Origin of the sequence: Streptomyces sp. NPDC057136, assembly GCF_042670885.1 — a bacterium.
Taxonomy (GTDB): domain Bacteria; phylum Actinomycetota; class Actinomycetes; order Streptomycetales; family Streptomycetaceae; genus Streptomyces.
Window position 1 is genome coordinate 156,269 of the sequence record NZ_JBHUUV010000010.1, and the last position, 20,327, is coordinate 176,595.

The window sequence follows — 20,327 nt, forward strand, 5'->3', positions numbered from 1 at the left end:
GCGTACGAGGGTGTGCAGCCGGGTTCTCGCAGGTGCTTACGCGGTCTCGCCGTTCGCCGATTCCTCCGCGATCCTCTCGTGGTGGCGGATGACCTCGGCCACGATGAAGTTCAGCAGTTTCTCGGCGAATGCCGGGTCCAGTTTCGCGTTTTCGGCGAGCTGTCGCAGCCGGGTGATCTGGCGGCTTTCGCGGGCGGGGTCGGCGGGCGGCAGGCGGTGCTCGGCCTTGAGGTGGCCGACCTGCTGGGTGCACTTGAAGCGTTCGGCGAGCATATGGACGACTGCGGCGTCGATGTTGTCGATGCTCTCGCGCAGCCGGTTCAGTTCGGCGCGTACGGACTCGTCGATGTCGCTCGTGGTCATGGTCAGCGAGCTTAAGGGAAAGACCCTATCCGGTGATCGTCGGTGGGTGTTCCGGGTCGGGTATCCGGTCACTCCAGCCGCCCGGGACGCTGCGTCCCTGCTGTTCGCGGAAGCGCACCGGGGCCGTGCCGACGCGGCGGGCGAACAGCCGGGAGAAGTATGCCGGGTCGTCGTATCCGACGCGGCGGGCGACCGCGGCGACGGGCAGGTCCGTCGCGGCGAGGAGTTCTTTGGCGCGGCCGAGCCGGATGCCCAGCAGAAAGTCCTTGGGGCTGCATCCGGCGCCCCGCCTTACCGCGGAGCGCAGTTCGGCGGGTGTCATGCCGTGGCGGGACGCGTGCTCGGCGACGGACAGCGGCTGGAACGCCTCGCGGGCCAGGGCCTGGAGCACCGGGTCGCCGTCCGGGCCGATGTCGGCGCGGGCCCGGCGCAGGGATACGAGGAGTTCGTGGACGGCGGCTCCGGTCTCTACTTCCAGGAGCGGGTTGCCCCGGCGGGCGGCGCGCACGATGCGGTTCACGGCGGCGCGTGGTGCTGCTGTGTCGGAGAGCGGGACGAGGGGGCGGTCCGGTTCGATGCAGCCGAGCTCGGTGTACGTCGTGGTGGCGGGGCCGGTGAAGTCGACGAAGCTCTCGTCCCAGCCGGTGGCCGGATCGGCACCGTAGTGGTGCGGTGTGCCGGGGGTGAGCCAGATGAGGCTGGGCGCGGTGACGGGCAGGCGTCTGCCGTCCGGGCCGATGAACCAGCCGCTGCCCGAGTTGATGATCACGGCCACGTGGTGGTCGAGGGTGCGCGGGCCGACCGGCGGCAGGGCGCCGTGCTGGAGGCCCACGCCGAGACAGACCAGTCCGAGCCGGTGGTGGAGCGGGCTGGGAGTGAAGAAGCGCATCCATGTGTGGTACATCGGCCGGCCTTCCTCCCGTTCTTCGTTCTGCTTCACGTTGTGTCCAAACAGCAGTGATCTTTGTCCATGGACCGGTCGTACGCCAGAGGGTGACAGTGGGCCGACCGGCACGTGGGGGGCCGGTCAGGGACACCGAGGCATACAGGAGAGTACGAGCACGATGCCTGACTTCACCGTGGGGGACGACCACTTCCTGCTCGATGGCAAGCCCGTACGGCTGTTGTCGGGGGCGATGCACTACTTCCGGGTGCACGAGGAGCAGTGGGATCACCGGCTGGCGATGCTGCGGGCCCTGGGGCTCAACTGTGTCGAGACGTACGTGCCGTGGAATCTCCACGAGCCGCGGTCCGGCCGGTTCCATGATGTGGAGGCGCTCGGCCGGTTCCTGGACGCGGCGCACCGGGCCGGTCTGTGGGCGATCGTCCGCCCGGGGCCGTACATCTGCGCAGAGTGGGAGAACGGCGGGCTGCCGGCCTGGGTGACGGGGCGGTTCGGGCGGCGGGTGCGGACGCGTGATGTGGAGTATCTGGCCACGGTGGAGCGGTGGTTCCGGGAGTTGCTGCCGCAGGTGGTGCAGCGGCAGATCACCCGCGGCGGTCCTGTGCTCATGGTGCAGGCCGAGAACGAGTACGGGAGTTTCGGCAGCGACCGGGTGCATCTGGAGCAGCTGACGGGGCTGCTGCGGCAGTGCGGGATCACGGTGCCGCTGTTCACGTCCGACGGGCCGGACGATCACATGCTGACCGGTGGTTCCGTGCCGGGGCTGCTGGCCACGGCGAATTTCGGGTCGGGTGCGCGGGAGGCGTTCCGGGTGCTGCGCCGCCATCAGCCGAAGGGGCCGCTGATGTGCATGGAGTTCTGGTGCGGCTGGTTCGAGCACTGGGGGGCCGACCCGGTCGTACGCGATCCGGCGGAGGCCGCCGGGGCGTTGCGGGAGATCCTGGAGTGCGGGGCGTCCGTGAACATCTATATGGCGCACGGCGGGACGAATTTCGCGGGCTGGTCCGGTGCGAACCGTTCGGGTCCGCTGCAGGACCAGGAGCTGCAGTCCACGGTGACGTCGTACGACTACGACGCGCCGGTCGACGAGTACGGGCGGCCCACGGAGAAGTTCTGGCTGATGCGCGAGGTGCTCGCCGGGTATGTGGACGGTCCGCTTCCGGAGCTGCCGGCGCCGCCGGCCGTACTCACGGAGACGGTGCGTGCGGAGCTGACGCAGTGGGCGCCCCTGGCGGGTGTTCTGGAGGCGCTGGGTGATCCGGAGACGGCGGAGAGCGGGGTGCCGCCGACGTTCGAGGAGCTCGGTGTGGACCGCGGTCTGGTGCGATACCGGGTCGACGTGCCGGGTCCTCGCCGGCCGTATGCGCTGGGTGCGGTGGGGCTCCGGGACCGGGCGGTGGTGTACGTGGACGGCGTCCGGGCCGGTGTGCTGACCGAGGAGGACGGCACCCTCGCGGAGCCGGTCGCGGGGCCCGCGGAGGTCGAGCTGTGGGTGGAGTCGCTGGGCCGGGTCAACTACGGGCGCCGGCTGGGTGAGCCCAAGGGCATCACGGGCGGGGTGCTGCACGAGCGGCAGTTCCTGCACGGGGTGCGGGCGCGTGCGTTGCGGCTCGACGCCTTCGAGGGGGCGCGCGGGGTGTCGGCGGTCGTGTTCCGGACGGTCGGCGGGTCCGTGGCGGGGCGGACGGGTCTGTTCCGGGGGACGTTCGAGGCTCCGGGGCCGGGGATCGGCGACGGCGGGCTCGAACTGCCGGGCTGGACCCGGGGGTTCGTCTGGGTCAACGGTTTCTGCCTGGGACGTTACTGGTCGGCCGGACCGCAGGAGACGCTGTATGTGCCGGGTCCGGTGCTGCGGGCCGGCTCCAACGAGGTGTGGGTGCTGGAGCTGGAGGAGGCCGGCGACCCGTTCGTGGAACTGGGTCCGGGGGTGCCCGTCCGGACGGGCACCCCCGGGGATGTTCAGGTGTGATCAGGCAGCGGGGTCAGAGCGTGGCTGCCGCGGACGCGATGGCGGAGGCGAAGGTCGAGACCTCGGTGTACACACCGGGGTAGCCGGCCCGTGCGCAGCCCTCGCCCCAGCTGACGATGCCGACCTGGAGCCATGCTCCGGCGCTGTCCTTGCGGAACATCGGGCCGCCGGAGTCGCCCTGGCAGGTGTCGACGCCGCCGGTGTCGAGGTATCCGGCGCAGAGTTCCTCACCGGGGACGAGGGAGCCGCCGTACGCGTCCTGGCAGTCGGCGTCGGAGACGTACGGCACGTTCGCCTTGAGGAGGTAGCGCTGCTGGCCGCCGCCCTCGGTGGCGGCGCCCCAGCCCGCGACGGTGAAGGTGCCCTGGTTGAACGCGGTGGTCGTGGCGATCTTCAGCGTCGGCTGGTTGACGGGCGAGGCCAGCTTGATCAGCGCCCAGTCCTTGCCCGTGCCGTTGTAGCCCGGGGCCTGGAGGACCTTGGTGGACTTGACCTTGACGGCGGCGGACGACTGGAGGTCGACGACGCCCGTGGTGGCGGTGATGGAGGTGTTGTTGCCCGAGCCGCTCACACAGTGGGCGGCGGTCAGGACGATGTCCTTGGCGTAGAGCGCACCTCCGCAGCCCATGGAGAGCCGGACCATGAACGGGAATTCGCCCTGGGCCGCGCGGGTTCCGCCGACGACGGGGGCGGGGGCCGCGGATGCGGTGGGCTGGAGGCTGACGGTGGCGAGGGCCACCGCGGCTATGACGGTGCATCTTCTCAGCGCACGCAGAAGCTGCTTCAACGAACTGCCTTTCGTGGGGGGTTGCTTGTGGGGGGGGTGCTTGTGTTGCGCGCCCGGGTCGGAGTCCTGCCACAGGCAGTTCTCGGCATGAGCCCGACAAAGGCGTGATCGGATTATCGGGAAGTGATCACCGCGTCCACAAGGCGTACTTTCCAGCCATGCCCATTGGGTGCACATCGGCTTGCCCGCGCGCCGGTCGGCATACAGTGGAGGTCCGTTGAGCGTTACGGATGGGGGTTCCGGCGTGACTGACGGCAGCCCGGTGGTCCATGGATTTCCGCATCTCGACACCGTCCGGTCCGCGATCACCGCGCTCTACCGGCGGATCTCCTACGACGGCATGCATGCGTACGCCACGAGCCTCGTGCCCGCCGACGCCGCGTTCTCCGACGCGGACGATCTGCATCTCGGGGCCCAGCGGGTGGCCCGTGCGATGGTCCATCATCTGCATCTGCCCGATGCGCGCGTGATCGTCGGCTTCCGGCGGATGGAACATGCGGCGAGCGTCGAACTGGCGGCGGGGCCCGAGTACTTCATCGAGCTCAACGACCGGTTCCGTACGCATCGCCGGGACATCGGCGCCGCGCTGGCGCACGAGGTCATGCACGTACTGCTGCACCGGCTCGGGCTCGAGTTCCCCGGCACGCGCGACAACGAGATCCTCACCGACACCGCGGCGGCCTATCTCGGTGCCGGGTGGCTGCTGCTTGACGCCTTCCGTGAGGACGCGACGTCCAGCCAGAAGCTCGGCTATCTCACCCCGGAGGAGTTCGGGTACGTACTGGCGAAGCGGGCGCTGGTCTTCGACGAGGACCCCTCGCCCTGGTTCACCAGCGCGCAGGCGTACACGGCGTACACGAAGGGGCGGGAGCGGGCCCTGCGCGACGGCCGGCAGCCGCCGTTGACGGCGGCGGGGTGGGCGGGCCGCCACCGCTATGCGAAGGACCGGCGGTACGCGCGTGACCACCCGGGGGCCGCGGCCGACCCGGCGGTCCCGTACGCCTTCGAGGACGACGGGCAGGGCCTCCGGGTCTCCTTCGGCTGCCCCACCTGCCACCAGCGCATCCGGGTCCCGGTCCGGGGGCGGGTACGGGCGCGGTGCGGGGTGTGCCGGACGGTGCTGGAGTGCGATACGTGAGGGGTGCGGGGGGGGGAGGTGCGGGGGGCCCCGACCCGCCCCTTCCCGTAACCGGGGTTCCGCCCCGGACCCCGGTCCTCAAACGCCGGACGGGCTGGGACTGGATGGTGTGGGGGGCGTCGCCCCGTACACCGCTCCCGGTGTCTGCGCCCCGGTCAGCAGGCGCCGGACCGCCTCCCCCGCCTCCCCCGGGGCCCAGCGGGTTCCCCGGTCCGTCGTGGGGCCCGGACGCCAGCCCTCCATCACCGTGATCCGGCCCGCCTCCGCCTCGAAGACCCGCCCCGTCACCCCTTCGCTGGCAGCCGAGCCGAGCCACACCACCAGCGGGGAGACGTTCTCAGGGGCCATCGCGTCGAACCCCCCGGCCCCGGGCGCCGCCATCGTCTCCGCGAAAGTCTGCTCGGTCATCCGGGTCCTGGCAGCCGGTGCGATGGCGTTGACCTGGACTCCGTACCGGCCCAGTTCGGCGGCGGCGACGAGGGTCAGGGCGAGGATGCCGGCCTTCGCGGCGGCGTAGTTGACCTGGCCCACGCTGCCGAGGAGCCCCGCGCCCGAACTGGTGTTGATCACCCGGGCCACGGGCGTGCGTCCAGCCCGGGCCTCCGCCCGCCAGTGCGCCGCCGCATGCTTCAGGGGCAGGAAATGGCCCTTGAGGTGGACCCTCATCACCGCGTCCCAGTCGTCCTCGGCCAGATTCACAAGCATCCGGTCCCGCAGGAAACCCGCGTTGTTGACCACGGTGTCCAGCCGCCCGAACGCGTCCAGCGCGTCCGCGATCAGCGACGACGCCCCCTCCGTCGTCGCGATGTCCCCGCCGTTGACCACTGCTTCCCCGCCCGCCGCGACGATCTCGTCGGCCACCTGCCGGGCCGGCCCCGACGAGACGCCGTCGCCCGCGGGTCCGACCCCGAGGTCGTTGACGACGACCTTCGCCCCCTCGGCGGCGAACGCCAGCGCGTGGGCCCGGCCGAGCCCCCGCCCCGCTCCCGTCACGACGACGACCCGGCCCGCGCAGAGTCCGGTACAGCCCACGGTCGCGGTCATCTCTCACATCTCCCCTGTTGGCGATGTGGCGGCAGACTGCTACCTTCCACACCTAACAAATGTTTGGTGGAAAGGTAGCTGATCCGCCCATGGGTGTCTCCACCTCACGCCCCACCGACGCCGTTTCCGTCGTCACCGTCGACTACCCGCCGGTCAACGCCCTCCCCGTACAGGGCTGGTACGACCTCGCCGACGCGGTCCGTACCGAGGGCCGCGACCCCGAGGTCCGCTGCGTCGTCCTGGCCGCCGCCGGGCGCGGCTTCAACGCGGGTGTCGACATCAAGGAGTTGCAGGGCGATACGGGACACGGCACCCTGATCGGCGCCAACCGCGGCTGCTACGAGGCCTTCGCCGCCGTGTACGAGTGCGAGGTCCCGGTCGTCGCCGCGGTGAACGGCTTCTGCCTGGGCGGCGGCATCGGCCTCGTCGGCAACGCCGACGCGATCGTGGCGAGCGACGACGCCACCTTCGGTCTGCCCGAGCTGGACCGCGGCGCGCTCGGCGCCGCCACCCATCTCGCCCGCCTGGTCCCGCAGCACCTGATGCGCACGCTGTACTACACCTCGCGCACCGCGACCGCCGCCGAACTGCACGCCCACGGCTCGGTCTGGCAGGTCGTACCGGCCGACGGACTCATCGGCGCGGCACTGGAGTTGGCCGGGGAAATCGCCCGCAAGGACGGGTATCTGATCCGGCTGGCCAAGGCCGCGATCAACGGGATCGACCCGGTGGACGTACACCGCAGCTACCGCTTCGAGCAGGGCTTCACCTTCGAGGCCAATCTCAGCGGGACCGCCGACCGCGTCCGTGACACCTTCAGCAAGGAGGCACGACCGTGACCGACAAGACCATGACACCCGAGGAAGCCGTCGCCCGGCTCGACAGCGGCATGACCATCGGTATCGGCGGCTGGGGTTCGCGCCGCAAGCCGATGGCGCTGGTACGGGCGCTGCTCCGGTCCCCCGTCACCGATCTGACCGTGGTCGCGTACGGCGGCCCCGATGTCGGCCTGCTCGCCGCAGCCGGGAAGATCCGCAAACTGGTGGCGGCCTTCGTCACGCTTGACTCGATCCCCCTCGAACCGCACTTCCGGGCGGCCCGCGAGCGCGGTGCGTTCGAGCTGATGGAGATCGACGAGGCGATGTTCATGTGGGGGCTGCACGCCGCCGCCAACCGGCTGCCGTTCCTTCCCGTGCGGGCCGGTCTCGGTTCCGACGTGATGCGAGTCAACCCGGGGCTGCGGACGGTGACTTCACCGTACGAGGACGGCGAGGAACTGGTCGCGGTGCCCGCCCTGCGGCTGGACGCCGCGCTGGTCCATGTGAACCGTGCGGACCGGCTGGGCAACGGCCAGTATCTGGGGCCCGATCCGTACTTCGACGACCTGTTCTGCGAGGCCGCCGACACCGCGTACGTCTCCTGCGAACGGCTCGTGGAGACCGCCGAACTGACCGCGGACGCCGCCCCGCAGACCCTCCTGATCAAGCGGCACACCGTCACCGGTGTCGTCGAAACCCCGAACGGGGCGCACTTCACCTCCTGCGCACCCGACCATGCCCGCGACGAGCCGTTCCAGAAGGCGTACGCGACCGCCGCCGCGGACCCCACCGCCTGGGCGGCGTTCGTGGAGCGTTTCCTGCCCGCGCACGGCACCGAGAAGGACTACCTGTCCGCCGTACAGATCTGGCACGAGGAGCAGCGATGAGGACGCAGACCGTCACTCGGGCCGAGTACTGCGTGATCGCGTGCGCCGAGGCGTGGCGCGACAACGGCGAAGTGCTCGCCAGCCCCATGGGGTTGATCCCTTCCGTCGGCGCCCGCCTCGCCAGGCGCACCTTCTCCCCCGACCTTCTGCTCACCGACGGTGAGGCGCTGATCGTCGGCCCGGACGGCACGACGGAGGGCTGGCTGCCGTACCGCCAGCACCTCGCCATGGTCACCGGCGGCAGACGGCACGTGATGATGGGCGCGAGCCAGATCGACCGGTTCGGCAACCAGAACATCTCCTGCATCGGCGACTGGGACCGGCCCGCCCGCCAGCTCCTCGGGGTCCGTGGCGCGCCGGTCAACACGCTGAACAACCCGGTCAGTTACTGGGTTCCCAAGCACTCCCCCCGGGTCTTCGTCGAGCGGGTCGACATGATCAGCGGGGTGGGTTACGACAGTGCGGCCGCGGCCGGCCCTTCGGCGTCCCGCTTCCACCGCATCCCGCGTGTAGTCACCGATCTCGGGGTCTTCGACTTCGCGACCCCGGACCGCTCCATGCGGCTGGCCTCGCTGCATCCGGGGGTCACCGCCGACCGGGTCCGCGAGGCCACCGGATTCGCGCTGACGGTCGCGGACGACGTCCCGGACACCCGCGAACCCACCGCCGGGGAACTGCGCCTGATCCGCGAGGTCATCGACCCCGCGGGCAGCCGTGACCGCGAGGTCAGGGCCTGATGCGCACCCCGCTCACCGAACTCGTCGGCGTCGCCCACCCGATTGTGCAGACGGGCATGGGATGGGTCGCCGGCCCCCGGCTCGTCTCCGCCACCGCCGAGGCGGGCGCGCTCGGCATCCTGGCCTCCGCGACCATGACCGTGGAGCAGCTGCGTGCGGCGGTACGGGAGGTCAACTCCCGTACGAGTGCGCCGTTCGGGGTAAATCTGCGCGCGGATGCCGGTGACGCCCGTGAACGGGTCCGGATCATCATCGACGAGGGCGTGAAGGTGGCGTCCTTCGCGCTGGCCCCTTCGAAGGATCTGATCACGGAGCTGAAGGACGCGGGTGTGGTCGTCATCCCGTCGGTCGGCGCCCGGCGCCATGCCGAGAAGGTCGCCGCGTGGGGGGCGGACGCGGTGATCGTGCAGGGCGGCGAGGGCGGCGGACACACGGGGGATGTGGCAACGACGGTGCTGCTGCCGCAGGTGGTGGACGCGGTCGGCATCCCGGTGATCGCGGCGGGCGGATTCCATGACGGCCGGGGTCTGGTCGCGGCGCTGGCCTACGGGGCGGCGGGGGTCGCGATGGGTACGCGTTTCCTGCTGACGTCCGACTCGACGGTTCCGGACGCGGTGAAGGCCCGCTATCTGGCGGCGGGCGTCAAGGACGTCACGGTGACGCGGGCCGTGGACGGGCTGCCGCACCGGATGCTGCGTACGGAGATGGTGGCCGCGCTGGAAGATGCGGGCCGGGTGAGGGCGCTGGCGACGGCGGTGCGCAGAGCGGCCGGCTTCCGACGGCTCTCGGGGCTGAGCCGGCGCGGGATGGTGCGGGAGGGTCTCGCGATGAAGCACGGCAAGGACCTGTCGTGGAGCCAGATCCTGCTGGCGGCCAACACCCCCATGCTGCTCAAGGCCGCCATGGTCGACGGCCGAACGGACCTCGGGGTGATGGCGTCGGGCCAGGTCGCGGGGGTCATCGAGGACTTGCCGAGCGTGGCGGAACTGGTGGACCGGGTGATGAAGGAAGCCCACCAGACGCTTGAGGCTTTGCCGCGGGGGTAGTGGGCCGGGTCCGGGCGGCTGCCGCTTTGTCCTCAATCTCCCCCATGGCCTTAAGGGCATGGGGGAGATTGAGGACGGAGCGTGACCGGGTGACCGGTCACCCCGTCGTCGTGCTACGCCGCCCGGCGACCGCGTGACGCGGAGCCACTGCGGGCCGCGCCGGCGCGGGCTGCCCCGGTGCCCCGGGACTCACCGCCGCCACGGCCCGCACCCGCACCGCCACCACGCACGGCACCGGCGCCCGCGCCCGTACCGCCCGAACGTCCCTCGCCACCGGCACCTCCGGCGCCACCGCGGCGGCCACGGCCACGGCTGCCGGCGCGGAATCCACCGGCAGTCGCACCCGCGGCACCCCCCGGCCGCGTACGCGGCTTCGGCTGGGTCGGCTGCGGAACCTCGACGACGATCGCGATACCGGAGGGCTCGCGGGCCCCCGTGATCCGGGTCAGTTCCTCGTCGCTCGACTTGATGCGGGTGGTACGCGGGGCGATGCCCGCGTCCTGCATCAGCCGGGTCATCTCGCGCTTCTCCTCGGGCAGCACCAGCGTGACGACGCTGCCGGACTCCCCGGCACGCGCCGTGCGCCCGCCGCGGTGGAGGTAGTCCTTGTGATCGGTGGGCGGGTCCACGTTGACGACCAGGTCGAGGTCGTCGACATGGATGCCACGGGCCGCCACATTGGTCGCGACGAGCGCGGTGACCTGGCCGGTCTTGAACTGGTCCAGGGTCCGGTTGCGCTGCGGCTGGGACCGGCCGCCGTGCAGGGCGGCAGCCCGTACACCGCTGGCGAGCAGCCGCTTCGCGAAGCGGTCGGCAGCGCGCTTGGTGTCGACGAACATGATCACTCGTCCCTCGCGGGCGGCGATCTTGAGGGCGACGGCCTTCTTGTCGGTCTCGTCCATGACATGCAGCACGTGGTGCTCCATGGTGGTGACCGCACCGGCGGACGGGTCGACGGAGTGCACGACCGGGTCGGTCAGGAACATCTTGACCAGGCGGTCGATGTTCTTGTCCAGGGTCGCGGAGAACAGCATCCGCTGTCCGTCCGGCTCGACCTGCTTGAGCAGGGCGACGACCTGCGGCATGAAGCCCATGTCGGCCATCTGGTCGGCCTCGTCGAGAACGGTGATCGCGACGTCGTCGAGGCGGCAGTCGCCGCGCTCGATGAGGTCCTTCAGCCGGCCCGGCGTGGCGACGAGCACCTCGGCGCCGCGGCGCAGCGTGCCGGACTGCTTGCTGATCGACATGCCGCCGACGACGGTGGCGAGTCGCAGGTTCACGGAGGTCGCGTACGGCGTGAGGGCGTCGGTGACCTGCTGCGCGAGCTCACGGGTCGGGACGAGGACGAGCGCCAGCGGGGCGCGCGGCTCGGAGCGGCGGCCGGCGGTGCGGGCCAGCAGGGCCAGGCCGAAGGCCAGCGTCTTGCCGGAACCGGTGCGGCCGCGGCCGAGGATGTCCCGGCCGGCCAGCGAGTTCGGCAGGGTGGCGCCCTGGATGGGGAAGGGCTCGGTGACGCCCTGTGCGGTGAGCGTCTTGAGCAGTGCTGCGGGCATGTCCAGCTCGGCGAACGCCTCGACGGCGGGCAGGGCGGGGGTCATGGATTCCGGCAGGGCGAACTCGCCCTGGGGAGGCGTGGCGCGGCGCCTGGCCGGTGCCTTGCCGGCTCCCCGGCCGGATGCCTTGGCGGGTGCCTGTGCCTGGGCCGGGCCACGTCCCCTGATCGGACGGGTGCGAGTGGCCGGTCGGTCCTGGCGTTCGGAGCGGGTCATACGGAATTGCCCTCCTGGGGGATTCCTGGGTTACTGCGGAATGCTTGGTGGACTGCTTGATGTGCGCCCCAGGATGCAGCACAAAGCGGGATGTCCCGGAGACAGCACAAACCGGGGCCCGCACCTTCACGGTGCGGGCCCCGGTTGCGAGGTACGCGTCCGGCAATTAGGCCGGGACGATGTTCTCCGCCTGCGGGCCCTTCTGGCCCTGCGTGACGTCGAAGGAGACCTTCTGGCCCTCCTGGAGCTCACGGAAGCCCTGGGTGGCGATGTTGGAGTAGTGGGCGAAGACGTCAGCGCCGCCGCCGTCCTGCTCGATGAAGCCGAAGCCCTTTTCCGAGTTGAACCACTTCACGGTTCCAGTAGCCATGTCGATCTCCTAAAAGAGGTGCAGTGCCGGAAATCCGCACTTTACGAATTCCAAGTCGCCGCATTGAGCCCCACCCGGAGAAAGCCGGAAAACAATAAAGCGCCTGAGGAAGCATTCCCGTCAGGCGCACATAAAGTTCATGGGTACCAAAACTGCAACTGGACCACCGTAGCACGTCCTCTCGTCCGGCGGTGGATCTGGTGGATCACGCCACGCCGCCGGACGGAAAACTTCGCTGTCGGAGCTGTCCTCAGAGCCGTTCGATGATGGTGACGTTGGCCTGGCCGCCACCCTCGCACATCGTCTGGAGGCCGTAGCGGCCGCCCGTGCGCTCCAGCTCGTGCAGGAGCGTCGTCATCAGCTTGGCACCGCTTGCCCCGAGGGGGTGACCGAGCGCGATCGCGCCGCCGTTGACGTTGACCCGTTCCGGGTCGGCCCCGGTCTCCTTGAGCCAGGCCAGCACGACGGGTGCGAACGCCTCGTTGATCTCGACCAGGTCCATGTCGTCGATCGTCATGCCGGCCTTCTTCAGCGCGTACGCGGTGGCGGGGATCGGCGCCGAGAGCATCCAGATCGGGTCCTCGGCGCGCACCGAGAGGTGGTGGACGCGGGCGCGCGGGGTGAGGCCGTGTTCGGCGACGGCCCGCTCGGAGGCGATGAGCAGGGCGGCGGCGCCGTCGGAGACCTGGGAGGAGCAGGCCGCGGTGATCGTGCCGCCGTCCAGGACCGGCTTCAGTCCGGCCATCTTCTCCAGGGTGGTGTCGCGGCGCGGCCCCTCGTCCGTGGTGACGTCTCCGTACGCCACCGTCTCGCGTACGAAGCGGCCCTCGTCGATGGCGCGGACGGCCCGCCGGTGGGAGGTGAGCGCGAACTCCTCCATGTCGCGGCGGCTGATGCCCCACTTCTCGGCGATCAGCTGGGCGCCGTGGAACTGGTTGACCGGCTGGTCGCCGTACCGGGCGCGCCAGCCCTCGCTGCCCGCGTACGGGCCCTGGGTGAGGCCGAGCGGTTCGGCGGCCTGCCGTGAGGCGTAGGCGATCGGGATCTGCGTCATGTTCTGCGTACCGCCGGCGACGACCAGGTCCTGGGTGCCGGAGAGCACCCCCTGGGCGGCGAAGTGCAGGGCCTGCTGGGAGGAGCCGCACTGGCGGTCGATGGTGACACCGGGGACCTCTTCCGGGAGGCCCGCCGCCAGCCAGCAGGTGCGGGCGATGTCCCCGGCCTGGGGTCCGACCGTGTCGAGGCAGCCGAAGACGACGTCCTCGACGGCGGCCGGGTCGATGCCGCTGCGGGCGACGAGCGCCTTGAGGACGTGGGCGCCGAGGTCGGCGGGGTGGACGGCGCCGAGGCCTCCGCCACGCCTGCCGACGGGGGTGCGTACCGCTTCGACGATGTATGCCTCGGCCATGGCTGCCGCTCCTCGGGTCTCGGGTGGGTCAGGTGCGCAGGGCGATGCCGTCCAGCACCATCGAGAGGTACTGGCGGGCGATTTCTTCGGGGCTGTGCTGTCCGCCGGGCCGGTACCAGGAGGCCGCGACCCAGACGGTGTCGCGGACGAAGCGGTACGTGAGCCGGATGTCCAGGTCGGCACGGAAGACGCGGTCGGCGACGCCGCGTTCCAGCGTGCCGAGCCAGGCCTTCTCGAACTTCTGCTGCGAGTCGGTGAGGTAGCCGAAGCGCGGCTGGGTGGAGAGGTGCTTGGACTCCTTCTGGTAGATGGCGACGGCGGCGCGGTGCCGGTCGATCTCCCGGAAGGACTCGGTGACGAGGGCCTCGATGGTCTCCCTGGGGCCGAGTCCGGCGCCGAGCACCGCGTCGTAGCCCTCCCAGAGCTCGTCGAGGAACGTGGAGAGGATTTCGTCGACCATCGATTCCTTGGAATCGAAGTGGTAGTAGAGGCTGCCCGCGAGCATCCCCGCCTCGTCCGCGATCTTGCGGACGGTGGTGGCGTTGTATCCCTGTGCGGCGAAGACTTCGGCGGCGGTGGCGAGCAGTTCTCGGCGCCGCGCGGGCGAGGGGGTCACCTGGGGCTTCTTCTTGGTAGGCACGCGCCCATTGTCCGCCCGGTGCGCGCCGCGTCAGGCATGTTGGCTGCTGACGGAGACGACCTCGCCGGTCATGTACGAGGAGTAGCCGCTCGCCAGGAAGACGATGACGTTGGCGATCTCCCAGGGTTCGGCGTACCGGCCGAAGGCCTCCTTCGTGGTCAGTTCCGCCAGGAGCTCCGCCGAGGTGACCTTGGCGAGGTGGGGGTGCATGGCGAGGCTGGGGGCGACGGCATTGACGCGGACGCCGTACGCGGCGGCCTCGACGGCGGCGCAGCGGGTGAGTGCCATGACGCCGGCCTTGGCGGCGGCGTAGTGGGCCTGGCCGGTCTGGGCGCGCCAGCCGATCACGGAGGCGTTGTTGACGAGGACGCCGCCGCGGCCCGCCGCCTTGAGGGAGCGCAGGGCGGCGCGGGTGCAGCGGAAGGTGCCGTTCAGGGTGACGTCGAGGACGGTGGACCACTGGTCGTCGGTCATCTCGGTGAGTTCGGCTGTGCCGCCGAGTCCCGCGTTGTTGACGACGATGTCGAGGCCGCCGTGGGTCTGTTCGGCGAGTGCGAAGAGGGCCTGGACCTGGACCTCGTCGGTGACGTCGCAGGGCAGGGAGGCGACCCGGTCGGGGCCGAACTCTTCGGCGAAGGCCTGCTCCGTCTCTTTGAGGCGCCTGGCGTGGGCGTCGCCGATGACGATGCGCGCGCCCTCCTCCAGGAATCTGCGGGCGGTGGCGCCTCCGATTCCTGCCCCCGCGGCCGCGGTGACGACGGCTGTGCGGCCGGCCAGCAGCCGGTGTCCTGGTACGGGGGCCGGCGGGCCCGTACCGGCGCCGTGCCGGTGCGTGCCGTCGGCTTCGTCCCCGGTTTCCGCTTCCTCGACGGTGCTCATGTCCGTACGTTAATCTACCAAACACTTGTTAGGGAAGGATGGCCGATGGATCTGTCGCACACCGCCGCGGAGAACGCCTTCCGGGCCGAGGCCCGGGAGTGGCTGCGGGACCGGGTCCCGGCCCGCCCCCTGCCCTCGCTGGAGACCGCCGAGGGGTTCGCCGCCCACCGGGAGTGGGAGGCGCGGCTGCACGCGGACCGCTGGTCGGTCGTCTCCTGGCCGTCCGAGTACGGCGGGCGGGGCGCCGACATTTTCGGGTGGCTGGCCTTCGAGGAGGAGTACTACGCGGCGGGCGCCCCCGGCCGGGTCTCGCAGAACGGCATCAGCCTCCTCGCCCCGACGCTCTTCGACCACGCCACGGCCGAGCAGCGGGCGCGGATTCTGCCGCCGATGGCGAGCGGGGAGGTGATCTGGGCGCAGGCGTGGTCGGAACCGGAATCCGGCTCTGACCTCGCGTCGCTGCGTTCGCGTGCGGTGCGCACGGACGGTGGCTGGCTGCTGTCGGGCCAGAAGACCTGGTCCTCGCGGGCCGCGTTCGCCGACCGGGCCTTCGGGATCTTCCGTACGGACCCGGAGGCCGCCAAGCCGCATCACGGGCTGACGTATCTGATGTTCGACCTGTCGGCGCCCGGCGTCACGGTCCGGCCGGTGGGGCGGCTGGACGGCAAGCCGGCGTTCGCCGAACTCTTCCTGGACGAGGTGTTCGTACCGGACGAGGACATCATCGGGGAGCCGGGCCAGGGCTGGCGGATCGCCATGTCGGCGACGGGTGACGAGCGGGGGCTCACGCTGCGCTCCCCCGGCCGGTTCCTGGCCGCGGCGGACCGGCTGGCCGCGCTGTGGCGTACGCACGGCGACCCGTCGGACAGCGGGCTGCGGGACCGGGTCGCGGACGCGGTGGCGGGGGCGCGGGCGTATCAGCTCTTCACGTACGCGTACGCCTCGCGCTTCGCGGCGGGTAACACGATCGGCGCGGAGTCGAGCCTGAACAAGGTCTTCTGGTCGGAGTACGACATCGCGCTCCACGAGACCGCACTCGACCTGCTGGGCCCGGAAGCGGAACTTGCGGACAGCGAGTGGGCGCAGGGGTACGTCTTCGCTCTCGCCGGCCCCATCTACGCGGGCACGAACGAGATCCAGCGGGACATCATTGCCGAGCGGCTGCTCGGCCTGCCGAAGGGGCGGCGCTGATGCGATTCCTTCTCGACTACGAGCAGCGGGAGTTCGCCCGTTCGCTGGATGCGATGCTCGCCGCCGCGGACACGCCTTCGGTGGTACGGGCGTGGGGCGCGGGGGACCACGGGCCCGGGCTCGCCCTGTGGTCGCGGCTGGCGGAGGCGGGGGTGTTCGCGCTGGCGGTCCCGGAGGCGTACGAGGGGATGGGGCCACTTCCCGTGGAACTCGCCCTCTCCTTCAGGGAGTTGGGGCGCTATGCGGTGCCCGGTCCGGTGGTGGAGACGGTCGCCGCCTCGGTACTGCTGGGCGTGGTGGGCGGTCCCGCGGCGAAGGAGTGGCTGCCCCGGCTGGCCTGCGGCACGGCGGCGGCGACCCTGCGCCTGGACGGGCCGGGGCCGTACGCGCTGGACGCGGACGTGGCGGACGCCGTGTTCACGGTGCGCGGGGAGGAACTGTGGCTCGCGTCCGGGCCGGGGGCGTTCAGTGCGTCGGCCGACCCCGCACGGCGGCTGTTCTCGCCGGACGACGGGGGGACGCTGCTCGCCCGTGGGGCACGGGTGGCGGAAGGGGCCAAGGTGGCGGCCGACTGGGCGGCGTTCGCGACGGCGGCTCAGGTGCTGGGTGTCGGGGAAGCGTTGTTGCGGTCCACGGTGGAGTACGTGAAGCAGCGGACCCAGTTCGGTGCGGCCATCGGGTCCTTCCAGGCGGTCAAGCACCGGCTGGCCGACACGCTGACCGGGCTGGAGTTCGCCCGACCGCTGGTGTATGGAGCGGCGGTGTCGCTGGCGGAGGGGACGGCGCGGGCCGGGGCGGATGTGGCGGCGGCCAAGCTGGCGGCGGGCGAGGCCGCGTACGCCGCGGCCCGCACCGCGCTCCAGCTGCACGGTGCGGTGGGCTATACGGAGGAGCTGGACCTCGCGCTGTGGCTACGGAAGGCGCGGCCGTTGCGGGACGCGTGGGGGGCGCCGGGGGTGTGCCGGGGGCGGGTGCTTGCGGGGTGAGGCCGGCCCGATCACCCCCGTCCGGTGATTGAGGACGGAGACGGCGGTATCACGTGGCCGGGCTTTCGTCGTTGGTCCGGCGGATCGTGCGCAGGGGGTGGCCCGGGCGCCATGCCTGTACGACCAGAGTGTCGCCGCCCTCCAGGCCCGTGTGGACCACCTCCGTCAGTTCCGTACGGAACAGGTGGAACGGCACCGGCGGGTTCGCGTCCTCGATGAAGCGCGCCAGCAGCTCCGGATCGGTCACCTCCACCGCGCGGCCGGAGATCCGGACGTCGCCGTCCGCCATCTCCGCGTCGGGTCCCGGGTTCGCCTGCACCGCGAACCTCGGGTCGCGCCGCAGATCCAGTGCCTTGCGGGAGTTCGGCATCATGCCGAACAGCAGCTCGTCGAAGCGGAAGTCCACTTCGAGGCCGGTGACCCGGGGCGAGCCGTCCTTGCGGAGGGTCGCCAGGACATGGTGCTTGTACAGCTTGAATCGCTTCTGCACGGTCTCGGCGAACGCCGGTTCCGCCATCCTGAAATCTGCCCACGAACTCGATGTCATAAGACCAGGAAACACAGGATGCCCGACATCTTCTGTCTGGATTACTGACAGATCACCCGGGCGGATGCCGCCGTGCGGCGGACGTGGTGTTCTGTAAGGGGTACGGCCGCTGTACGGGCGGCGGGGGGCCGGCCCCCTGCCGACCGAGGTGAATCCCTATGGCGATCTTCATGAAGGCCACACTGCCCGGCGTCACCACAGCCCAGTACGACGCGCTCAACGCCGAACTCCAGGCACAGCCGGGCGATACGTTCGCCGGCTGCCTCTCGCATGTCTGCGTCCCGACCGACGCGGGCCTGGAGATCTACGACCTCTGGGAGTCCCAGGAGGCGATGGACAAGTTCGGCGCCACGATCATGCCGGTCGCCGAGCGGCTGGGACTGCCGCAGTCCTCCGAGCCGCCGGCGTCCTCACCGGTGCACAACTACTGGGTGCCTGGGGCGTAGCGGCTGACCGGCCCGAGTGTCACCACCACCGCGGAGCCCATCGTCCGGAGCACCCCGGGCGACTCGCCGGTGGCCAGGACCGCGTCGTAACGGCCCAGTTCGATATCCGTGCCGTCGAGGACGGCGCCGTCCTCCAGCGCGAGGGCGAGGACCGCGCCACCGTCCGGCGGCATCAGCCGGACGGTGCCGCGGACGACGGCGGTCGCGGCCTCCGTACGGCATCTGCGGTACATCACGTTGAAGTTCACGACAGGGCCGCCGAGGAGGCTGCCGACGGTCTGCAGGTCGCCGGGGAAGTCGTACGGCCAGTAGGGCTCGTCGACGATGTGGTGCTCCCCGCCCACCATCAGGTCCATCCCCTCGCCCTCGACCACGGTCAGGGTGCGGTCGATACCGGGGAACGCGGAGAACGGCCCGTCCGCGGCCACGTCCGCCAGGCTGATCCGCCAGTCGAAGCGGTCCGACGTGGCGCCCTCGGGCCACACGGCGATCTCCCGGGTGACTCCCCCGCCGTTCTTCCACGGCACCGACGCACGCCCGGCCGCCCTCAGTACACGTAGCGTCATCGGACGATGCCCTGCGCCGTGGCTGCCGCCAGCCAGTGCGGGAACTCGGCGACCAGCCGGTCGTACAGCTCCGCGTCGGGGACCTGCCGGGGGTCGGCTCCGGCATGGAAGAAGCCCGCGTTGTCTATGGGGCGCTTGGCGGGTACGGCCAGGTCGTCGAGCTTGCGCAGGAAGTCGAACTGCGAGCTCCGCTTGTTGCCGAAGCCGATGAACTGCCAGAACAGCGGCAGCTTCGCCGCCTTGCACAGATAGCGTTCCGCCGCGTGCTTGCTGATCGGGCCGCCGTCCGTCTGGAAGACGACGAGGGCGGGTGCCGTCGAGCCGCTGTCGAGGTAGTGGTCGATGACGGCGTCCATCGCCAGGTGGTAGCTGGTCTTCCCCATGTGCCCGAGTCCCGCCACTATGCGGTCGATGCGTCCGCGGTGGTCGTCCAGCGCGATGTCGGTGACCGCGTCGATGTCCGTGGAGAAGAACACGACGGGGACGCGGCCGTCGTCGTCGAGGTGGGCCGACAGACCCAGCACCCGGTCGGCCAGTGCCTGGACGCTGCCGTCCTTGTAGTAGTCCTTCATCGAACCGGAGTGGTCGAGGACCAGATAGACCGCGGCACGATGGCCCGTCATTCCGTTCTTCTCCAGCGAGACCTTGGCGCTCTTGTACAGGCTGACGAGCGCGGGCGCCGTCTCCTCGACCTTGCGGAGGCTGATGGCCGGGCCTTGGGCCGCGGGCGAGCCGGGCATGACGGTCTCCGTTCTGCGGTCTGCTGACTTCTGAGAGTAGGTCACCGCCGGTACCCGGACCTACGGCGGTCACCGGCGTTCGCTATCTTGATCGCCGCCGTCCCCACCGGCCCCTTGCCTGTCTGTCGACCCATGAAGGAGCCGGCCATGGAGGCCGCCGCCACCCGGTGCTATCGCCACCCGTCGTACGAGACGTATGTGAGCTGCACTCGTTGCGACCGCTACATCTGCCCCGACTGCATGCGTGAGGCCGCGGTCGGCCATCACTGCGTGGAGTGCGTGAAGGAGGGACAGCGCTCCATCCGGCGGGCCCGCAGGATCTTCGGTGGCACGGCGGCCACGGTCACGACGCCCGTCGTGACGTACGTCCTGATGGCGCTGAACATCCTGGCGTACATAGCGGAGGTGGCCCTGCCCTCGCTGGTGGACCGGTTCGCGGCACTCGGTGCCGTACTGGTCGATGCGCAGGGCGAGCACTACTACTACGAGGGCGGGGTCTTCCCCGGGTACGAGCTGAGCGGGATCGCGGACGGCGAGTGGTACCGGCTGCTGACCGGCGCGTTCCTGCATCTGCCACCCGATGCCTCGTTCGGTGTGATGCACCTGGTCTTCAACATGCTCTCGCTCTGGAATCTGGGCCGGGCCGTCGAAGGGCAGCTGGGCCGGGCGCGGTATCTGGCGCTCTATCTGCTCTCCGCAGTGGGCGGCTCGGTGCTCGTCTATGTCATCTCGCCGGAGACGGTGACGGTGGGTGCGTCGGGCGCGATCTTCGGTCTCGCGGCGGCGTACTACATCATCAGCCGGCGGCTCGGCCGGGACATGCGGGCCGTGAACCGGCTGCTGACCGGCCTGCTGCTCTGGCTGGTCGTCTCCGCCGCGTTCACCTCGTGGCAGGGGCACCTCGGCGGCCTGCTGACCGGCGCCCTGGTCACCTGGGCCCTCGCCTACGCGCCCGCGAAGCTCAAGACCACCCCGGCGCAGATCGGCGGGGGTCTGATCCTGCTCTGCCTGCTCGCGATCGTCGTGGCCTCGAAAACCGCCTCGCTGACGAGCGGCGCCTGACAGCACGTACGGCCCCGTCCCTGCCGGGGC

At 70.8% G+C, this 20,327-nt stretch carries 22 protein-coding genes; 10 read left to right on the top strand and 12 right to left on the bottom strand.

Features of this window, described 5'->3' with window-relative positions; genetic code table 11:
- Positions 1-36: 36 nt before the first annotated feature.
- Both ACFT7S_RS15490 and ACFT7S_RS15495 read right to left on the bottom strand, forming a co-directional pair.
- Entirely contained in the window at positions 37-363 is a 327-nt protein-coding gene (locus ACFT7S_RS15490; RefSeq protein ID WP_382731693.1) for a chorismate mutase, read from the bottom strand.
- A 25-nt stretch (positions 364-388) separates the two neighbouring features.
- A complete protein-coding gene (locus ACFT7S_RS15495) occupies positions 389-1,267 on the bottom strand; it encodes a helix-turn-helix domain-containing protein (protein WP_382731891.1) in 879 nt (292 codons plus the stop codon).
- 160 nt (positions 1,268-1,427) lie between these two features.
- Here ACFT7S_RS15495 and ACFT7S_RS15500 point away from each other — a divergent pair, with 160 nt between their 5' ends.
- On the top strand, positions 1,428-3,236 hold the full coding sequence (locus tag ACFT7S_RS15500) for a beta-galactosidase family protein (protein WP_382731696.1): 1,809 nt from the start codon (positions 1,428-1,430) through the stop codon (positions 3,234-3,236).
- Positions 3,237-3,249: 13 nt separating this feature from the next.
- On the opposite strand, the gene ACFT7S_RS15505 is transcribed toward ACFT7S_RS15500, so the two are convergent.
- A complete protein-coding gene (locus ACFT7S_RS15505) occupies positions 3,250-4,023 on the bottom strand; it encodes a S1 family peptidase (protein ID WP_382731698.1) in 774 nt (257 codons plus the stop codon).
- A gap of 244 nt (positions 4,024-4,267) precedes the next feature.
- Between ACFT7S_RS15505 and ACFT7S_RS15510 the strand changes: the two genes are divergently transcribed.
- Positions 4,268-5,161, top strand: a complete 894-nt coding sequence (locus tag ACFT7S_RS15510) for a hypothetical protein (RefSeq protein WP_382731701.1) — start codon at positions 4,268-4,270, stop codon at positions 5,159-5,161.
- A gap of 78 nt (positions 5,162-5,239) precedes the next feature.
- Here ACFT7S_RS15510 and ACFT7S_RS15515 read toward each other — a convergent pair whose 3' ends face one another.
- Positions 5,240-6,205: an SDR family oxidoreductase gene (locus tag ACFT7S_RS15515; RefSeq protein WP_382731704.1), complete on the bottom strand. Its 966-nt coding sequence runs from the start codon at positions 6,203-6,205 to the stop codon at positions 5,240-5,242.
- Positions 6,206-6,294: 89 nt separating this feature from the next.
- On the opposite strand from ACFT7S_RS15515, the gene ACFT7S_RS15520 reads away from it, so the two are divergent.
- Genes ACFT7S_RS15520 through ACFT7S_RS15535 form a run of 4 tightly spaced genes read left to right on the top strand, consistent with a single transcriptional unit; the run spans position 6,295 to position 9,693 of the window.
- Positions 6,295-7,044, top strand: coding sequence for an enoyl-CoA hydratase family protein (locus ACFT7S_RS15520; RefSeq protein ID WP_382731706.1), 750 nt, complete (start codon positions 6,295-6,297; stop codon positions 7,042-7,044).
- Positions 7,045-7,055: 11 nt separating this feature from the next.
- A complete protein-coding gene (locus ACFT7S_RS15525) occupies positions 7,056-7,910 on the top strand; it encodes a CoA transferase subunit A (protein ID WP_382731894.1) in 855 nt (284 codons plus the stop codon).
- A complete protein-coding gene (locus tag ACFT7S_RS15530) occupies positions 7,907-8,647 on the top strand; it encodes a CoA-transferase subunit beta (protein ID WP_382731709.1) in 741 nt (246 codons plus the stop codon). Before ACFT7S_RS15525 ends, ACFT7S_RS15530 begins: the two co-directional genes overlap by 4 nt.
- The gene (locus tag ACFT7S_RS15535) at positions 8,647-9,693 is read left to right on the top strand and encodes an NAD(P)H-dependent flavin oxidoreductase (RefSeq protein ID WP_382731712.1); all 1,047 of its coding nucleotides are present in this window, start codon (positions 8,647-8,649) and stop codon (positions 9,691-9,693) included. Before ACFT7S_RS15530 ends, ACFT7S_RS15535 begins: the two co-directional genes overlap by 1 nt.
- 113 nt (positions 9,694-9,806) lie before the next feature.
- Here the strand turns inward: ACFT7S_RS15535 and ACFT7S_RS15540 are convergent, their stop codons facing one another.
- The 5 genes from ACFT7S_RS15540 to ACFT7S_RS15560 all read right to left on the bottom strand — a co-directional run bounded on the left by ACFT7S_RS15540 (position 9,807) and on the right by ACFT7S_RS15560 (position 14,759).
- Complete coding sequence (locus ACFT7S_RS15540) at positions 9,807-11,462, bottom strand: DEAD/DEAH box helicase (RefSeq protein WP_382731714.1); 1,656 nt, start codon at positions 11,460-11,462, stop codon at positions 9,807-9,809.
- A 166-nt stretch (positions 11,463-11,628) separates the two neighbouring features.
- Positions 11,629-11,832, bottom strand: a complete 204-nt coding sequence (locus tag ACFT7S_RS15545; RefSeq protein ID WP_015607926.1) for a cold-shock protein — start codon at positions 11,830-11,832, stop codon at positions 11,629-11,631.
- Positions 11,833-12,082: 250 nt separating this feature from the next.
- Positions 12,083-13,240: an acetyl-CoA C-acetyltransferase gene (locus ACFT7S_RS15550; RefSeq protein ID WP_382731716.1), complete on the bottom strand. Its 1,158-nt coding sequence runs from the start codon at positions 13,238-13,240 to the stop codon at positions 12,083-12,085.
- 28 nt (positions 13,241-13,268) lie between these two features.
- Positions 13,269-13,880 carry a TetR/AcrR family transcriptional regulator gene (locus ACFT7S_RS15555; RefSeq protein WP_382731720.1) on the bottom strand — a complete coding sequence of 204 codons (612 nt, stop codon included), beginning with the start codon at positions 13,878-13,880 and terminating at the stop codon, positions 13,269-13,271.
- 30 nt (positions 13,881-13,910) lie between these two features.
- Positions 13,911-14,759 (bottom strand): SDR family oxidoreductase, encoded by an 849-nt coding sequence (locus ACFT7S_RS15560; RefSeq protein WP_382731723.1) that lies wholly within the window; start codon positions 14,757-14,759, stop codon positions 13,911-13,913.
- 45 nt (positions 14,760-14,804) lie between these two features.
- On the opposite strand from ACFT7S_RS15560, the gene ACFT7S_RS15565 reads away from it, so the two are divergent.
- Entirely contained in the window at positions 14,805-15,950 is a 1,146-nt protein-coding gene (locus tag ACFT7S_RS15565; protein WP_382731726.1) for an acyl-CoA dehydrogenase family protein, read from the top strand.
- A complete protein-coding gene (locus ACFT7S_RS15570; RefSeq protein WP_382731728.1) occupies positions 15,950-16,936 on the top strand; it encodes an acyl-CoA dehydrogenase family protein in 987 nt (328 codons plus the stop codon). The genes ACFT7S_RS15565 and ACFT7S_RS15570 overlap by 1 nt, the downstream gene beginning before the upstream one ends.
- 49 nt (positions 16,937-16,985) lie before the next feature.
- Here the strand turns inward: ACFT7S_RS15570 and ACFT7S_RS15575 are convergent, their stop codons facing one another.
- Complete coding sequence (locus tag ACFT7S_RS15575; RefSeq protein WP_382731731.1) at positions 16,986-17,483, bottom strand: pyridoxamine 5'-phosphate oxidase family protein; 498 nt, start codon at positions 17,481-17,483, stop codon at positions 16,986-16,988.
- Between the two features lie 158 nt (positions 17,484-17,641).
- Between ACFT7S_RS15575 and ACFT7S_RS15580 the strand changes: the two genes are divergently transcribed.
- Complete coding sequence (locus ACFT7S_RS15580; RefSeq protein ID WP_382731733.1) at positions 17,642-17,929, top strand: hypothetical protein; 288 nt, start codon at positions 17,642-17,644, stop codon at positions 17,927-17,929.
- On the opposite strand, the gene ACFT7S_RS15585 is transcribed toward ACFT7S_RS15580, so the two are convergent.
- Positions 17,908-18,495, bottom strand: coding sequence for a HutD family protein (locus tag ACFT7S_RS15585; RefSeq protein WP_382731736.1), 588 nt, complete (start codon positions 18,493-18,495; stop codon positions 17,908-17,910). The two genes, ACFT7S_RS15580 and ACFT7S_RS15585, sit on opposite strands and share 22 nt — an antisense overlap.
- Positions 18,492-19,235 carry a vWA domain-containing protein gene (locus ACFT7S_RS15590; RefSeq protein ID WP_382731739.1) on the bottom strand — a complete coding sequence of 248 codons (744 nt, stop codon included), beginning with the start codon at positions 19,233-19,235 and terminating at the stop codon, positions 18,492-18,494. The genes ACFT7S_RS15585 and ACFT7S_RS15590 overlap by 4 nt, the downstream gene beginning before the upstream one ends.
- A gap of 147 nt (positions 19,236-19,382) precedes the next feature.
- On the opposite strand from ACFT7S_RS15590, the gene ACFT7S_RS15595 reads away from it, so the two are divergent.
- Positions 19,383-20,297, top strand: coding sequence for a rhomboid family intramembrane serine protease (locus ACFT7S_RS15595; protein ID WP_382731741.1), 915 nt, complete (start codon positions 19,383-19,385; stop codon positions 20,295-20,297).
- The last annotated feature ends 30 nt before the right edge of the window (positions 20,298-20,327 follow it).

Excerpts from the sequence above, each read along its gene's own strand:
- ACFT7S_RS15550 (WP_382731716.1), bottom strand. The coding sequence starts at position 13,240 with ATGGCCGAGGCATACATCGTCGAAGCGGTACGCACCCCCGTCGGCAGG.
- ACFT7S_RS15515 (WP_382731704.1), bottom strand. The coding sequence starts at position 6,205 with ATGACCGCGACCGTGGGCTGTACCGGACTCTGCGCGGGCCGGGTCGTC.
- ACFT7S_RS15570 (WP_382731728.1), top strand. The coding sequence starts at position 15,950 with ATGCGATTCCTTCTCGACTACGAGCAGCGGGAGTTCGCCCGTTCGCTG.
- ACFT7S_RS15580 (WP_382731733.1), top strand. The coding sequence starts at position 17,642 with ATGGCGATCTTCATGAAGGCCACACTGCCCGGCGTCACCACAGCCCAG.
- ACFT7S_RS15500 (WP_382731696.1), top strand. The coding sequence starts at position 1,428 with ATGCCTGACTTCACCGTGGGGGACGACCACTTCCTGCTCGATGGCAAG.
- ACFT7S_RS15530 (WP_382731709.1), top strand. The coding sequence starts at position 7,907 with ATGAGGACGCAGACCGTCACTCGGGCCGAGTACTGCGTGATCGCGTGC.
- ACFT7S_RS15585 (WP_382731736.1), bottom strand. The coding sequence starts at position 18,495 with ATGACGCTACGTGTACTGAGGGCGGCCGGGCGTGCGTCGGTGCCGTGG.
- ACFT7S_RS15540 (WP_382731714.1), bottom strand. The coding sequence starts at position 11,462 with ATGACCCGCTCCGAACGCCAGGACCGACCGGCCACTCGCACCCGTCCG.
- ACFT7S_RS15565 (WP_382731726.1), top strand. The coding sequence starts at position 14,805 with ATGGATCTGTCGCACACCGCCGCGGAGAACGCCTTCCGGGCCGAGGCC.
- ACFT7S_RS15560 (WP_382731723.1), bottom strand. The coding sequence starts at position 14,759 with ATGAGCACCGTCGAGGAAGCGGAAACCGGGGACGAAGCCGACGGCACG.
- ACFT7S_RS15545 (WP_015607926.1), bottom strand. The coding sequence starts at position 11,832 with ATGGCTACTGGAACCGTGAAGTGGTTCAACTCGGAAAAGGGCTTCGGC.
- ACFT7S_RS15490 (WP_382731693.1), bottom strand. The coding sequence starts at position 363 with ATGACCACGAGCGACATCGACGAGTCCGTACGCGCCGAACTGAACCGG.
- ACFT7S_RS15535 (WP_382731712.1), top strand. The coding sequence starts at position 8,647 with ATGCGCACCCCGCTCACCGAACTCGTCGGCGTCGCCCACCCGATTGTG.
- ACFT7S_RS15575 (WP_382731731.1), bottom strand. The coding sequence starts at position 17,483 with ATGACATCGAGTTCGTGGGCAGATTTCAGGATGGCGGAACCGGCGTTC.
- ACFT7S_RS15520 (WP_382731706.1), top strand. The coding sequence starts at position 6,295 with ATGGGTGTCTCCACCTCACGCCCCACCGACGCCGTTTCCGTCGTCACC.
- ACFT7S_RS15525 (WP_382731894.1), top strand. The coding sequence starts at position 7,056 with ATGACACCCGAGGAAGCCGTCGCCCGGCTCGACAGCGGCATGACCATC.
- ACFT7S_RS15495 (WP_382731891.1), bottom strand. The coding sequence starts at position 1,267 with ATGTACCACACATGGATGCGCTTCTTCACTCCCAGCCCGCTCCACCAC.
- ACFT7S_RS15595 (WP_382731741.1), top strand. The coding sequence starts at position 19,383 with ATGGAGGCCGCCGCCACCCGGTGCTATCGCCACCCGTCGTACGAGACG.
- ACFT7S_RS15590 (WP_382731739.1), bottom strand. The coding sequence starts at position 19,235 with ATGCCCGGCTCGCCCGCGGCCCAAGGCCCGGCCATCAGCCTCCGCAAG.